At 38.8% G+C, this 13951-nt stretch carries 12 protein-coding genes, 2 tRNA genes and 2 other annotated features; of the genes, 9 read left to right on the forward strand and 5 right to left on the reverse strand.

The features are described 5' to 3' along the window. Window positions 1-38 precede the first annotated feature (38 nt). The 3 genes from MKY65_RS00050 to MKY65_RS00060 all read left to right on the forward strand — a co-directional run bounded on the left by MKY65_RS00050 (window position 39) and on the right by MKY65_RS00060 (window position 3244). Entirely contained in the window at window positions 39-1379 is a 1341-nt protein-coding gene (locus MKY65_RS00050; protein WP_339181236.1) for a D-alanyl-D-alanine carboxypeptidase family protein, read from the forward strand. Between the two features lie 67 nt (window positions 1380-1446). Next, window positions 1447-1682, forward strand: a binding site (T-box leader). Window positions 1683-1745: 63 nt separating this feature from the next. After that, window positions 1746-3023 (forward strand): serine--tRNA ligase, encoded by a 1278-nt coding sequence (gene serS / locus MKY65_RS00055; RefSeq protein WP_339181239.1) that lies wholly within the window; start codon window positions 1746-1748, stop codon window positions 3021-3023. Between the two features lie 128 nt (window positions 3024-3151). Then, window positions 3152-3244 (forward strand) — tRNA-Ser (locus tag MKY65_RS00060). Between the two features lie 76 nt (window positions 3245-3320). On the opposite strand, the gene MKY65_RS00065 is transcribed toward MKY65_RS00060, so the two are convergent. After that, window positions 3321-4067 carry a GTP pyrophosphokinase family protein gene (locus MKY65_RS00065; protein ID WP_339181241.1) on the reverse strand — a complete coding sequence of 249 codons (747 nt, stop codon included), beginning with the start codon at window positions 4065-4067 and terminating at the stop codon, window positions 3321-3323. A 148-nt stretch (window positions 4068-4215) separates the two neighbouring features. Beyond that, window positions 4216-4422 (forward strand) — a binding site (T-box leader). Between the two features lie 89 nt (window positions 4423-4511). Between MKY65_RS00065 and proC the strand changes: the two genes are divergently transcribed. The 3 genes from proC to MKY65_RS00080 all read left to right on the forward strand — a co-directional run bounded on the left by proC (window position 4512) and on the right by MKY65_RS00080 (window position 5855). Next, entirely contained in the window at window positions 4512-5330 is an 819-nt protein-coding gene (gene proC / locus MKY65_RS00070; RefSeq protein WP_339181243.1) for a pyrroline-5-carboxylate reductase, read from the forward strand. A 40-nt stretch (window positions 5331-5370) separates the two neighbouring features. After that, window positions 5371-5661 (forward strand): TIGR04104 family putative zinc finger protein, encoded by a 291-nt coding sequence (locus MKY65_RS00075; protein ID WP_193063781.1) that lies wholly within the window; start codon window positions 5371-5373, stop codon window positions 5659-5661. Between the two features lie 121 nt (window positions 5662-5782). Beyond that, a tRNA-Arg gene (locus MKY65_RS00080) sits at window positions 5783-5855 on the forward strand. A 268-nt stretch (window positions 5856-6123) separates the two neighbouring features. Here MKY65_RS00080 and pflA read toward each other — a convergent pair. After that, on the reverse strand, window positions 6124-6864 hold the full coding sequence (gene pflA / locus MKY65_RS00085; RefSeq protein WP_339181247.1) for a pyruvate formate-lyase-activating protein: 741 nt from the start codon (window positions 6862-6864) through the stop codon (window positions 6124-6126). A 98-nt stretch (window positions 6865-6962) separates the two neighbouring features. Beyond that, window positions 6963-9218, reverse strand: coding sequence for a formate C-acetyltransferase (gene pflB, locus MKY65_RS00090; RefSeq protein ID WP_339181250.1), 2256 nt, complete (start codon window positions 9216-9218; stop codon window positions 6963-6965). 295 nt (window positions 9219-9513) lie between these two features. Here pflB and MKY65_RS00095 point away from each other — a divergent pair, with 295 nt between their 5' ends. Next, complete coding sequence (locus tag MKY65_RS00095) at window positions 9514-10431, forward strand: DMT family transporter (protein WP_339181252.1); 918 nt, start codon at window positions 9514-9516, stop codon at window positions 10429-10431. Window positions 10432-10537: 106 nt separating this feature from the next. On the opposite strand, the gene MKY65_RS00100 is transcribed toward MKY65_RS00095, so the two are convergent. Further along, complete coding sequence (locus MKY65_RS00100; protein ID WP_339181255.1) at window positions 10538-11005, reverse strand: ImmA/IrrE family metallo-endopeptidase; 468 nt, start codon at window positions 11003-11005, stop codon at window positions 10538-10540. 106 nt (window positions 11006-11111) lie between these two features. Then, window positions 11112-11486 (reverse strand): helix-turn-helix transcriptional regulator, encoded by a 375-nt coding sequence (locus tag MKY65_RS00105; RefSeq protein ID WP_339181257.1) that lies wholly within the window; start codon window positions 11484-11486, stop codon window positions 11112-11114. 155 nt (window positions 11487-11641) lie between these two features. Here MKY65_RS00105 and MKY65_RS00110 point away from each other — a divergent pair, with 155 nt between their 5' ends. Then, the gene (locus MKY65_RS00110) at window positions 11642-11875 is read left to right on the forward strand and encodes a helix-turn-helix transcriptional regulator (protein WP_042528610.1); all 234 of its coding nucleotides are present in this window, start codon (window positions 11642-11644) and stop codon (window positions 11873-11875) included. A 557-nt stretch (window positions 11876-12432) separates the two neighbouring features. Beyond that, window positions 12433-13674 (forward strand): dicarboxylate/amino acid:cation symporter, encoded by a 1242-nt coding sequence (locus MKY65_RS00115; protein ID WP_339181259.1) that lies wholly within the window; start codon window positions 12433-12435, stop codon window positions 13672-13674. Window positions 13675-13951: the final 277 nt, after the last annotated feature.

Below are 13951 nucleotides of genomic sequence, written 5' to 3' on the forward strand. Positions count from 1 at the left end.
ATGTTGATGGCTATATTATTAAACGGAGGTACGGAAATGTGAGAAAGTCTATGAAAAAATTGTTTCTTTTGGTGGTTGCAGCAGCGCTTGTTTTAACATCTTTTGTTACACCATCCATGTCTGTGTATGCAGATGGATTAGATATAGAAGCGGAATCGGCTATTTTAGTGGATGCAGAAACGGGGAAAGTATTATTTGCAAAGGACCCGGATGTGGCATTGCCTCCTGCTAGCATGACGAAAATAATGACAGAATATCTCGTTTGGGAAGCAGTTGAAAACGGAGATATTTCCTGGGATACAACAACACAAATTAGTGATTATGCATATGAAATATCCAGCAATGATGATTTTTCAGGAGTTGGATTAAGGCAACAGCAAGATTACACAGTAGAAGATTTATATAAAGCAATGGCAATCAACTCAGATAATGCGACAACAATTGCACTTGCGGAGTTAATTGCAGGTTCAGAAAGTGAATTTGTTGAAATGATGAATGCAAAGGCAGAAGAGCTGGGAATGCCGGAATATAAATTTGTTAATTCCAGCGGATTAGATAATGAGAGTCTGGGGGATAATTATCCAGAAGGAACAAGCCCTAACGATACAAACTTATTATCGGCCCGCTCAGCAGCAATTTTAGGCTCTGCATTAGTTAATGATTATCCGGAAGCATTAGAGATTTCCAGTGTGCCAAATACGGAATTTGATGATCAGGAGATCCGTAACTGGAATTACATGCTGGATCATGATGCAGATTATTTACAGCAGCATTACTATGAAGGTGTAGATGGTTTAAAAACTGGTTTTACAACGGTTGCCGGTTATGCTTTCACAGGAACAGCAGAACGTGATGGACGACGTCTTATCAGTGTGGTTATGAAAACAGACAGTGAAGATGCCCGTTTTAATGAGACTGCAAAGCTGTTTGATTATGGTTTTGATCAATTTGAAACACAAGAATTATTCCCGGCAGGATATCAAGAAGAAGGTAATGAAACAGCTCCTGTTGCAAGAGGAAAAGAAAAAGAAGTAAATATTGGCATCAATGAAGGGATTCATGTTCCCATCAAATCTGGTGAGGAAGATTTGTATCATTTAGAATATACAATTGATGACGACAGATTGAATGATAATGGAGAGCTAGAAGCTCCAGTAGAAGCAGATGAAGTTATCGGAACAGTTACCGTTGTCTATGATGGAGAAGAAGAAGATTTTGGATATATTTCGGATGAAGCAAGTCAGGAAAGCTATGATTTAGTTGCAATGGATTCCGTTGAAAAAGCAAATTGGTTTATGCTTACGTTACAATCCATCGGTGATTTCTTTGTAAACATGTTCCAGGGTGCATTTAATTGGGTGAAGGGACTTTTCAGCTAATTTTTGCAGGAAGTCTTGCAACCTGATTGGAAATAGCTTATGATGATATACAATCATTCATTGAAATAATAAAGCGTTGATAGGAAGCAGTAGCTGTTTGATTCTATCTATAGAGAGCTAATATCTGGTGCAAATTAGCGTTAGAATACAGTGAATCCATCCTGGAGCATGCTTATCGAAGTGAGCTAGTCACGTAAGTAAGCACGGAGATACGACGTTATTCGTATATAAAGCCGGAAGAATCTGTCTGTATAGATTCTTTAACTAGGGTGGCAACGCGGGAAATATACTCTCGTCCCTTTCTACACAAGGGATGGGAGTTTTTTTATGGTTTTAAAGACATTAAAAATATAGGAGGTAATCAGTATGTTAGATATGAAATATGTACGAAATAACTTTGATGAAGTGAAGCAAAGATTAGCACACCGCGGAGAAGACCTTGGCGATTTAGACAAATTTGGCGAGCTCGATGTAAGAAGACGGGAATTAATTGCAGAGACAGAAAAGCTGAAGGCAAAGCGTAATGAAGTATCTAAGGAGATTTCTGTTTTAAAGCGCGAGAAAAAGGATGCGGAAGAAGCCATTGCTTCTATGCGCGAAGTTGGAGATCAAATTTCTAAATATGATAAAGAATTAAAAGAAATTGAAGAAACCCTGGAGCATATCATGCTTTCTATCCCCAATCTGCCGCATGAGAGCGTGCCCGTTGGTGAAGATGAGGATGATAATGTAGAAGCACGTAAATGGGGAGAGGTGCCGGAATTTTCATTTGAAGCACAGCCGCACTGGGATGTTGCGACAAATTTAGATATTTTGGACTTTGAACGTGCAGCAAAGGTAACGGGAAGCCGTTTTGTTTTCTATAAAGGATTAGGAGCGAGACTGGAGCGCGCATTATTAAACTTCATGATGGATCTGCATGCGGATAAGCACGACTATCAGGAAATGCTCCCGCCGTACATTGTGAATCGCATGAGCATGACAGGGACAGGACAGCTTCCGAAATTTGAAGAGGATGCGTTTAAACTGGAGGACTGGGATTATTTTCTGGTACCGACTGCGGAAGTGCCTGTAACCAATTATCACCGTGATGAGATTTTAACAGGAGAGGCATTGCCGAAAAAATATGTCGCATTCAGTGCCAGCTTCCGCTCTGAAGCAGGCTCTGCCGGAAGAGACACACGCGGTTTGATTCGCCAGCATCAATTTAACAAAGTGGAGCTTGTGAATTTTGTGAAACCGGAAGATTCTTATGAAACATTAGAAAGATTGACAGGGGAAGCGGAAAAAGTATTGCGGCTGTTAGAACTCCCTTATCGTGTGATGAGCATGTGTACAGGTGATTTAGGTTTTACAGCAGCGAAAAAATACGATATCGAAGTATGGATTCCAAGCCAGCATACGTATCGTGAAATTTCTTCTTGCTCTAATTTTGAGGATTTCCAAGCGCGCCGTGCCGGAATTCGTTTCCGCCGCGAAGCAAATGGAAAACCGGAATTTGTCCATACGTTAAACGGTTCTGGTCTTGCGTTAGGACGTACTGTAGCGGCTATTTTAGAGAATTGCCAGCAGGAAGATGGAAGTGTAGTAATTCCGGAAGTATTGCGTCCGTATATGGGCGGTATTGAAGTGATTGGCAAGTAATGATTAAGTAAGAGGTTCTCCATCTTTGGAGGCCTCTTATTTTTGGTGAAAAATATTGACAAGTCATCTTTGAGGATGATATAGTATATTTTGTTCGCAAGGAAATGAGCAAATTAGCGTTATTTCATGGAGGTATACCCAAGTCTGGCTGAAGGGGTCGGTCTTGAAAACCGAGAGGCGGGTCAAACCGCGCGGGGGTTCGAATCCCTCTACCTCCTCCATTTAAAACAACCGTAAAAAATTGGAGATAAAAGCCCGCAGCTTTCGAGCTGCGGGTTTTCTAATACTTTTATATGTTTACTCTCTATCTCTTCGCTCCATCAACGATTCTAATAACTGCTTTGGCAGCGGGAAACGTTTGTTATCAAGGGGCAGAAAGTTAAGCTTGCTCTCTGCATGTTTGTCCTCTTTTGCTTCATTGATTTCCGTATGAAGAAACTCCATCTTTTCATCCAGTTGATTTGCGATATTTGCACTGGTTGTTAATTCTTCCACCAGATGTGCCGGTACTTCCCCATCGTATTTATAATAAATTTTATGCTCTAAGCTCGCCCAGAAATCCATCGCAACGGTACGGATTTGAATTTCGATAAATACCTCTTCCTGACGGTCAGAGAAAAAGACAGGAATGGATAAAATCAGATGCAGGCTTTTATATCCATTTGGTTTTGGATGCTTAATATAGTCTTTTGTTTCAATGACTTTGATATCCTGCTGACCTTGGATCATTTCGCTGATTTTATAAATATCGGATATAAAGGAGCAGACAATCCGGATTCCTGCAATATCCTTGATATGATCCTTGATAGATTTTTGCGTGATCGAAATATTTTTTCGCTGGCATTTTCGTAAAATACTTTCAGGTGTTTTTATACGTGATTTTAAATGTTCAATCGGATTATAATCATGAATATGCTCAAATTCTTCCTGAAGGATATTCAGCTTGGTATTGATTTCATCCAGTCCAAATTTATAGCTGAGCATGAAACGTGTCAGTTCTTTTCGTACAGCGGTTAACTGATGTATCTGTTTTGATTCATCCATTGATAAAATTCCTTTCTGGCTTACATTCATGTACAATATAAGTATAGCAAAATTTGTTTTGAATCGCAGATAAAAAGACGCTGCAATCCATTCTGATGGGTGCAGTCTTGACAAAAGTATGGCAAGGCCTTATAGTACAATTCAATAAAGAAATACGGTGAACGGGCCAGTAATCGATGTGTATTTACCAAAGAGAGGAAATCCGGCGGCTGTAAGATTTCTGTAAATGCCTTGATGAACCTATCCGGGAGTAGGTTAGTGTATGCTGACTGCAGTAAACTGCATTATCAATGTGAGTGGATAACTTTTATCAACAAAGGTGGTACCGCGGAATAATACTGATTTCGTCCTTTACAAAGGATGTATAATCAGTTTTTTTATTGCTCTGAGGTATCAGTGAAATAAAATATCAAAGGAAAGAAGAAACACACAGGAGGAAAATATATGGAAAAAACAATTGCATTTTTTGGAGCAGGGAATTTAGCAGAGGCGATTATTGCAGGTATTACAAGGACCAATGTCGTTACAAAAGAACAGGTGCTGGTGACGAATCGCAGTGATCAAGCAAGGTTAGATCTGATTGCTGAAAAGTATGGGGTGACATGCGACCTGGATAAAGAAGAAATGATCGAGAAAGCAGATATTATTATTTTAGCGATGAAGCCTAAGGATGCGAAGGATTATTTGGATTGGCTAAAAAGTTATATACAGCCGCGTCACATGGTTATTTCAGTGATTGCAGGGTTATCTATCGAACAGATGGAAAAAACGCTGGGAGAAGGTATTCCTGTTATTCGAACCATGCCGAATACATCTGCATTGATAGGCCAATCAGCTACTGCTATTTCAAAGGGAACCAATGTCGAACTCGGTCAGCTTTACTTTGCTGAGGAACTATTCCAGACAGTGGGTACGACAAAAATTGTCGATGAGGAGCAGATGCATACGATTACGGCGATTGCAGGAAGCGGACCGGCATTTTTCTATTATATGGTGGAAGCAATGGAAAAAGCAGCAATCGAAGCAGGATTGGACCGGGATACGGCATTAGAGTTATTAACTCAGACAGTAATCGGCGCAGGAAAAATGCTGGAGACATCCAGCGCAGACCCGGAACAGCTCCGTGTTAATATTACCAGCCCGGCAGGAACCACAGAGGCTGGTTTAAACCAGTTAATGGCGAATGAATTTGATAAGATAATCAAAGCATGTGTCGATGGTGCACGAAACCGGTCTATCGAGATTACGAATGCTCAGAACTAATTATTTACACGCACTTTAAAAAAGAGAAGAGGGAAAGCAGATGCATACACCGGACTGCAGTTATTGCGGGAAAAGATGGAGTTATGGACAGACCTTTAAGCAGGTATTTAAGATTAAAATGATTTGTCCGCACTGCGGCAAAGAAAATTATTATAATGCAAGTAAAAAAGGCGGCTGGCTCCCTTTATTAGCCATTCCTATTCTGTTAGGGCTGGCCTTTCTGCTAAGGCTGTCTTCTGTAGAAATTATTCTCATGGGCTGTTTGCTGATGATTCTTCACGTCCTGTCGATTCCTTATCGGACGAGATTGCAGAAGGCAGGGAAAAAATAAAGTGAAACACGATGCTTCCCAAAATAGATAAGGTTTAGTATAATACGATTGTTCGTTTATTTTTGGATGAGCGGATAATGAAGCATAATTCGGCGATTTTCATTGCTTGATTATGTCTAAAGCCCCCGTAGCTCAGGGGATAGAGCATTGGTTTCCTAAACCATGTGCCGCAGGTTCGAATCCTGCCGGGGGCGTAATGTTTTGTTATACAGAGGTTGATGTTTTCCAGTTACATTACTGGGCATGGTTTCTCCTTGAAAATTATATAAACTGGCAGACGTCATTTTTCGATTTCTTGTTTGTTTTATGACAAGATTTCCGAAGGGTGTCGTTTTTTTATAAAGAAGACAATTATTGATGTTTTTTTAGACGATAATAATGGATGGAGCCGCTCCTAAAAAGAAGCGGCTCCATCCATCTCATCTATATAAAGGGCAGGATACAGCAATGGATTCCTTATCGCTATATCACTTTCACCCGATTCAAAATATCTTCGGCGTTTTTCACCCGTTCCTCTGTCGGTGGTTCTACACCTTCCAGCGGATAGTCCAAACCAAGATTTTCCCATTTATAGACACCTAATTTATGATACGGCAGCACTTCTATTTTTTCGACATTATTTAACGTTGCAATAAAATTGGAGAGCTGCTGTAAATGTGCATCGTTATCGCTGCCGCCGGGAACAAGTACATGACGGACCCAGACAGGCACTTTCTTCTCGTCTAAATAGCGGGCCATGTCGAGAATATGTTCATTGGACAGACCGGTGAGCTCTTTATGCGCTGCAGCGTTGATATGCTTTAAATCAAGTAAAACCAAATCAGTTAATTCCAGTACTTTATCTAAATTTTTTATAAAGTGAGGAGAGCGGTTAAAGCATCCGGCAGAAGTATCAATGGTTATGTGTACTCCTAATTTTTTCAGTTCGGTGAACAATTCCAGTAAAAATTCAACCTGAAGTAAAGGCTCCCCGCCGCTGACAGTCACTCCTCCATTGGTAGATTGGAAGAATGGGAGATAGCCCTTAATATCCTTCACCAGCTCTTGTACAGACATTTTCTTTCCTGCCCCCATGTTCCACGTATCCGGATTATGACAAAATTGACAGCGTAATAAACAGCCTTGGGTAAAGATAACATAGCGTAATCCAGGTCCGTCTACAGTTCCACACGTTTCAATTGAATGAATTCTTCCTTCTTTCATGATACTTTTCCCCCTCACTTCATATGCTGAAAATAATTCAGCATCAAGCGCTCAAGTTGTTTAATGAGCGCTTGATATTCACTTCTTACAGAATGGCCTTACAAGCTTTCATGGAAGGTCCGGTTAATGACATCGATTTGCTGTTCTCTTGTCAGCTTAATAAAGTTTACTGCGTATCCAGAGACGCGGATGGTCAGCTGCGGGTATTCTTCCGGATGCTCCATTGCATCTAATAAGGTTTCCCGGTCAAAGACATTGATGTTTAGGTGATGTCCTTTTTTTGCTGCGTAGCCATCGAGGATACCGGCTAAGTTTGTTTTTCTTGTTTCTTCATCTTTTCCTAACGCTTTTGGTACGATGGAGAAGGTGTTAGAGATACCATCCAGTGCGTATTTATATGGCAATTTAGCAACGGAGCTTAAAGAAGCTAATGAGCCATTTTTATCGCGTCCGTGTAATGGGTTTGCTCCTGGTGCAAAAGGTTCTCCAGCTTTTCGTCCATCTGGTGTATTTCCTGTTTTCTTCCCGTAAACCACATTGGAAGTAATCGTCAGGATAGACTGTGTTGGTGTAGCATTGCGATACATATGATGTTTCTTAATTTTATTCATAAAGTCTTTTACGAGATTCACAGCAATCTCATCTGCGCGATCATCGTTATTGCCGTATTTTGGATAGTCGCCTTCTATTTCATAATCAACGACAAGTCCGTCTTCATCACGAATCGTTTTTACCTTCGCATATTTAATGGCGCTTAAGGAATCGACAATCACGGATAGTCCTGCTACACCGCAAGCCATGGTCCGTAATACTTCCCGGTCATGCAGCGCCATTTCCAGACGCTCATAGCTGTATTTATCATGCATATAATGGATAATGTTTAATGCGTTGACATATAAACCAGATAACCAATCTAGGAGGTTATCATATTTCTCCGTTACTTCGTCGTAATCAAGATATTCTGAGGTGATTGGTGCATAGTTTGGAGCTACCTGCATTTTTAGATTTTCATCTACACCGCCATTGATTGCATATAGAAGTGCTTTGGCCAGGTTTGCCCGTGCACCGAAGAACTGCATTTGTTTACCGATGCGCATTGCAGATACACAGCAGGCAATTCCATAATCATCTCCGTAAGTCGGGCGCATGATATCATCGTTTTCGTATTGAATTGAGCTTGATTTAATGGACATCTTCGCACAATATTTTTTATAGTTTTCCGGCAGTTTGGCAGACCAAAGTACGGTTAAGTTTGGCTCTGGCGCCGGTCCTAAGTTATCTAATGTGTGCAGAAAACGATATGAGCTCTTTGTTACAAGCGGACGTCCATCTTCCGCTATTCCTGCCAATGATTCTGTTACCCAAGTTGGGTCTCCACTAAATAATTCGTTATAATCTGGTGTTCTTGCGAATTTTACGAGACGCAGCTTCATTACAAAATGATCGACAAGTTCTTGCGCTTCTTCCTCTGTCATAACCCCATTTTCAATATCTCTCTCTATATAAATATCTAAGAATGTAGAAACACGGCCAAGACTCATAGCAGCCCCGTTTTGCTCTTTAATTGCAGCTAAATAGGCTAAATAGAGCCATTGGAAGGCTTCCTGTGCAGTTGTTGCCGGCTTGGAAATGTCAAATTCATATTTTTCTCCGAGCTTTTTCAAATCCATTAAGGAACGAATCTGTTCCGAGGTTTCTTCCCGGTCGCGGATAACATCATCCGTCATCGTTCCGTTACCAATCAGCTGCAGGTCTTTTTTCTTTTCTTCAATTAAACGGTCTACTCCATACAGGGCAACACGGCGGTAATCTCCGATAATACGTCCGCGGCCATATGCATCTGGAAGCCCGGTGATGATTCCTGCTTTTCTTGCTTTTAAGATTTCGGGTGTATAGGCATCAAAGACGCCTTGGTTATGCGTTTTCCGGTGTTCTGTAAAGGTATGGACAACGTCATCATCTACTTTGTAGCCATAGGATTCTGCAGCAGCTACGGCCATACGGATACCTCCAAATGGCATTAAAGCACGTTTGAAAGGCTCATCTGTTTGCACGCCGACGATTTTTTCCAAGGGCTTATTTAAATAACCAGCGCCATGAGAGGTGATTGTGGATACAATTTTGGTATCTAAATCATATACGCCGCCATTTTCCCGTTCTTCTTTGGTCAATTGCATGACTTGCTTCCACAGATCTTTGGTTGCCTGGGTTGCACCTGTTAAGAAGGATTCATTTCCTTCATATAAATGATAATTCTGTAAAATAAAATCACGAACATCAATTTCTTTCTGCCAGTTACCATCAATGAAACCATCCCAAGGGACTCTTTTTACCATTTCATCTGCTACTTTCATAACAAAAACCCTCCTCTTAATTAATTGTGAATAAATTCACAATAACCTCTATTTTTATTATAACGGTTTCAGAAAATAAAACAAGTGAAATACTTCACAAATAAAGAAAGTTCTTAAAATGTTCAAATTTAAAGCTTGGGAAATAAGCGGATTTTATAAAATAGTAACATTCGTTCCAAGCCTTTTTTAATAAATACCTGGTTTTGGATTGGGGGGACGGAGCAAGTGTATTGTTTTCTGCTATATATTTGCTTAAAATAAATACATTACGGTTTTTAGAAGGAAGGTTTCTTTTTTGTATGTAATAATTGTTCTGGGAATAATTGCAGGAATGATGATTCCGCTGCAGACAGCAGTAAATAATCGGCTGACTTTGTTTACCAAAGCGGTGTTGCCGACCTCCTTTTATTCCTTTTTATCTGGAAGTATTATTTTATTCTTCATTAATCTTATGATAGACCCTGGCAAATTTACAGTATCATTTTTTGCAGATCAATCCTTTTCTTATGTCTGGTTTACCGGCGGTGTGCTTGGAGTAATTTTTCTTACAGGGAATATTATTTTACTGCCCAAAATTGGTGCAGCATTAACGGTTATTGTTACCGTAACAGGACAGATGGTGATTGGTATTTTGATCGATACCTTTGGCTGGTTCGGTGCAGAGGTAAAGCCGTTGCATTTTATGCATATCGTTGGTGTTCTTCTCTTAATTGCCGGAATTGTATATATGAATGCGAAAAAAAATCCCGGCGTTTCGCAGACTCATTCCCGTTTGTGGGTACTGTTCGGGATATGTACAGGAATGATGCCGCCGCTGCAGACAGCAATCAATAGCGCCTTGCGTTATGAAGTAGATTCCTTTATTTATGCTGCTTTTATTTCATTTATTGTAGGAACCGCTGTGTTATTTATTCTGTCGATGATGGTGAATAAAGGAGTAAAGTTAACACGTATTTCTGGAGATTTTAAATTAAAGCCTTGGCATTTTGCCGGGGGTGCACTCGGCGCAGCATATATCGCATCAAATATCAGTTTAATGCCTTATCTGGGTGTTACATTAACGATGATGGCTGCTATTTTAGGACAAATTATCATGGGGCTGTTAATTGATCACTTTGGGCTGTTTAACTTGCCGAAATATTTAATTAATCAAAGAAGGATTATCGCTGTTATTATGATTATCAGTGGAATAATCGTACTAAATTTCTTTTAAGAGGATATTCAAAAATTCCTTTTCATTGTTCTTTTTGTACATGTTGTATTTTAATGTTCGCAGACCTTGTTTCTTGCCTGTGGGAAAGAAAACAAGGTCTATTTTTTTACCCTGTGAGATAGGAAGCGGATTTTTCATACAGAGAAAAATGGTTATTATGGTACATCTCCAGTCTGTGCAGTGCAAAGGAAAATTCCACCGGAAAATGCTGCAGGATATCATAAACATTTTCGATTTGAAGCTGATCCAGCATAAATGTCGGGATACAAAAATGATATGCAAAATGATTGGCTTGATTTTCTTGCAGGTCGACAAAAAGGGAATGCATAAAACGCTGATCTCCTTCATGGAAAAAATAATGGCATAATTCATGCCCAAAGCATTGCCATATATTTTGCCGGGAAGTATTTGGAAGTACGATATAGTTATCTATCCGCATACTGACAGATGCTGCATAAATAATTTCAATATTTAAAGCTTGTGCAATAGAAGAAATGGAGAGCTCTGCCGGAGTCTGGATATTCAACTGCTTGTATAATGCTTCGACAAACTTTTCTACATCTGAATAGTACATTTGATTTCCCACCTTCAATAAGAATATATGTTCGGTTTGAAGTGCTAAAAATAAGGTGCAGCAAGTACACCTGTTTTTATATTGCTTATGGAAGTATAAATTAGCATTAGTCATTTTGATTGGCGTTATCGTTATTTGTTTTCTTTCTGTATAAAATATATTGTATCACATTTAAAGCTTCTTCTTTCTCATCTTCTGTCATTCGTTTCCAATTATGGAACATCAATGTATCTTGCTCTGACATCGGCTCCGGCCGGGAAGTATCTTTTGTTGAGGAAGACATAGATTTACCTAAAAGCCAATCTACGGAAACACCATATAAATTAGCCATTTTATGTAACGTGTCTGTGTCCGGATCACGATATTCTCTTTCATAACCAGATAAAGTACCATTTGAAATACCTAAAAGTTTCGAAGCTTCAATTTGTTTTAATCCAGCTTTTTCTCGTGCTTCTCTTAATCTTTGGGAAAGAATTTTCATAGTATCCACCTCAATATAGAGATAATACCATTTTTAATAAAAACAATAATATTTTTAAGCGAAATGCAAATTTTATTGTTTTCGTATATTGACTTATGCAAAACGCTTAATTATAATTTAAAGTATAAAAACCAAAAGATGGATGGGGTGATTTAGTGGAAATACATGAGAAAATCGAATTTATCAGACAGCAAAAACAAATAACGAAGACACAAATTGCAAAAAAATGCTCTAAAACTCCTGCCTGGTATACCAATATTTCCAAGGGAAAAACAAAGATAGATGTAGATACCCTGGAAAGAATAGCAGATGCATTAGAAATTGATGTAAAAATGTTATTTGATAAGGAGTTGAATGATGCATTAAATAAATGCAAAGAGCTTTTATAAACGAAAATAAAAAAGGAAGAGATTTTATACACCCTAGACAAAAACGATACCTCGAAGAGCTTGAATGATATGAATATCATAAAGCGCGCCGCATAGCTATCCCCTCAAAGAAAAATCTCTCAATCGAAATGTATTTTATCCTGTTATAATACGTAATTTGGGTTCTATCTCCTCATTCATTAAGGAGGTAGTTTTTTATTGGATCAAAAAATACGTTTTATCAAATAAAAATAAGGGTAAAGTCTTTAAAATCTTTAAGGGTCATGGAATATAATGACATGAAAAAATACTATTCAAGTACCTAACAATTATGGTAGAATTTATCATACTTGCCCTACAAATAAAAAAATCCCTGTAAAATGCAGTCGCCTCAACTGCAAAGAAAGAAAATCTAATAAATCTATGTTTATATCCAATGAAAGCTAAGAGTTTATCAAGAGTAAATAATGACTAGTCTTAAGTAAGATGAGAATCTGTGCAGATTAGAATCTCTATAAATTTTTGTTTTTCAGATGGATATTTTTTTACCTGCGAACATAGTGAAAGGAAGAAGGTATATGGATTCTAAAAAATTAACGAGAAGAATATTAATTGCATTAATTGCTGGTGCAGTTGTTGGTATAGCTCTGACTTATACACCTGAAAGTTTTTTTGGTCCTCTCGACAAATATGTATTAGACCCGGTTGGTCAAATATTTATTAATCTTATTATGATGTTAGTCGTTCCTCTCGTATTTGTATCTATTGTTTTAGGGACAGCAGGTCTTGGTGATCCAGCAAAACTAGGTAAAATTGGTGTTTTCACAGTTACTTTTTTCTTAACAACTACTGCGATTGCTATCAGCGTAGGTTTAGTATTAGCTTATATAGTTAAGCCAGGAACAACAGGAATATTTGATACATCTAATCTTGATGGTTATTCACCAGGAGAAGCGCCGCCAATTATGGAGACGATTATTAATATCATTCCTGAGAATCCGATAGCGGCAATGTCTTCAGGAGAAATGCTGCAAATCATCGCCTTCGCTATTTTTATAGGAATCGCGCTGGCGTATTTAAGTGATAAAACAAAAGGAATATATAATTTATTTGAACAAGCAAATGAAATTTTAAATTGGCTCGTTATGTTAGTTATGCGATTTGCTCCATACGGTGCTTTTGCATTAATTGCCTCAGCAATCGGCGGCGCCGGGCTGAATGCACTTGGTTCAATGTTGAGCTATATGTTAACTGTTATTGGGGGATTGTTTCTGCATGCTTTAATTATTTATTCCCTGGCTATCTGGCTATTGGGACGCGGGAACCCAATTCAATTCTTTAAAGGATTTTTCCCTGCAATGACAGTAGCGTTCAGTACGTCCAGTTCCAATGCAGCTCTTCCTGTAGCAATGAAAACAGCGCAGGAAAATCTGGGGATTAGGAAAGAAATTAGCAGTTTCGTACAGCCGCTTGGAGCCACTATTAATATGGATGGTACAGCAATTATGCAGGCTGTAGCTACTGTGTTTATTTCACAGGTATATGACTTACCGCTTACCTTTACAGAGCTTTTAATGGTCGTACTTGTAGCTACTCTGGCAAGTGTGGGTACTGCAGGTGTTCCGGGTGTTGGCTTAATCATGCTGGCAATGGTTCTGAATCAGGTTGGTTTACCTGTTGAGGGAATTGCATTAATTATTGGTATTGACCGTATTCTGGATATGTTAAGAACCGCTCTGAATACTTCTGGAGATGCGGCATGTGCATATATTTTATCTGAGCGGGAAAGACGAAGAGAGAAAAAAGCACAGAAAGCATAAATCATTTAAAAACAGAGAAATCCGAACCCATTTTGTATTCTAACGAGAGAATATTGATAATGGTTCGGATTTCTCTGTTTGGTATGTTTTTTGATTCTATAGGGTCTGAAGTTAATTAACAGATAATCTGTGCATGTTCTCTACTTAATTATTTTCTATCCTGATAAATTGCTGTAAACCATGGGCTAGCAGGTATCCATTATAGGAATATCTCCTTTATTTTGTAAAATTAGAAACAAACTCTTTAAAAATGTCACAGAATGTTCTAAAATAGAAA

This window comes from Oceanobacillus sp. FSL W7-1293, assembly GCF_037969815.1.
Classification (GTDB): Bacteria; Bacillota; Bacilli; order Bacillales; family Amphibacillaceae; genus Oceanobacillus; species Oceanobacillus oncorhynchi.